Below are 1258 nucleotides of genomic sequence, written 5' to 3'. Positions count from 1 at the left end.
ACCGAACAGGCGTTACGCACGCTCATCGAGCGCGACCGGCAAAGCTAGGTCTGCCGGAACCAGGTTCTCGGAACAGCGGTACGCCGGGCACTGGTGCCTGCCGACACGGCCGGGAAAGCTCGTCGTCGCGTGTTCGGCAGAGCGCCGTGCACGCAGCCCACCAGACGAGGAGTTGACCCGTTGACAACCACCGAACGCGATCTGACCCATCCGGCTCTGGAGCCGTTTCACCTCGCGGCGCTACCGCTACGCAACCGCCTGGCGGTCGCTCCGATGACTCGCGTATCCGCGACACCCGATGGCAGGCCGACCGCGCAGATGGTCGATTACTACCGTGAATACGCCCTGGGCGGTTTCGGTTTGATCACCACCGAGGGCATCTACACCGATTCCACCCACAGCCAGGGCTACTTCAATCAGCCGGGCCTGGTGACCGGCCGGCATGTCGAGGGTTGGCAGGCTGTGGTCGAGGCCGTCCACTCCGGCGGAGCCGCGATAACGGCACAGCTGATGCATGCGGGCGCGATCTCGCAGGGCAACTCCCGCGGTTTCGAGCCCATAGGCCCGTCGGCCGTTCGGCCGCGCGGACAGATGATGGTCGATTACGGCGGGGCGGGCGGCGTGTGGGGTGTGCCCCGGGAGATGTCGGCACGCGATATCGACGATGTGGTCGGCGGTTTCGTCGCCGCCGCCGAGAACGCGCGAGCGGCCGGCTTCGACGGTGTCGAAATCCATGGCGCGAACGGTTATCTGCTCGACCAGTTTCTCACCGACTACACCAATCAGCGCACCGACGAGTACGGAGGATCGGTGACGAACCGTATCCGGCTCACCGCCCGGGTGCTGAACGAAGTGCGCGCCGCTGTGGGCGATTTTCCGGTCGGAGTGCGACTGTCGCAGACCAAGGTCAACGACTTCACCTATCGGTGGCCCGGCGGTGAGGCCGACGCACGGGCGGTATTCGCCGCCCTGACAGCGGCCAGCTTCCTGCATATCGCGAGCGAGGGCAGGGATTTCATCGACACCGCGCGCTTTCCGAGCGGTACGACCATCACCCAGCTGGCGCGTGAGGTCTCCGACCGGCCGGTTGTGGCCAACGGTGGCATGCACGTGCTGCAGCAGGCCGCGGATGTGCTGGCCGGGGGGCATGCCGACGTACTGTCGCTGGGTCGCGGCGCGTTGGCGAATCCAGACCTGCCGCGCCGCATCCAGAATGGTGCTCCACTCGCGGCTTTCGACTACGCAATGCTGCATCCGA

General features: G+C 66.4%; 1 protein-coding gene. It reads left to right on the top strand.

Annotation, left to right across the window (positions count from 1 at the left end; translation table 11 throughout):
- Positions 1-180 precede the first annotated feature (180 nt).
- A partial coding sequence (locus ACWDU1_RS32430) for an oxidoreductase (protein WP_450004231.1) occupies positions 181-1258 on the top strand: 1078 nt, incomplete at its 3' end.

This window comes from Nocardia sp. NPDC003345 (genome assembly GCF_053589395.1).
Note: the sequence above shows the minus strand (reverse complement) of the source record. Positions and strands in the feature narration are given on the sequence as shown.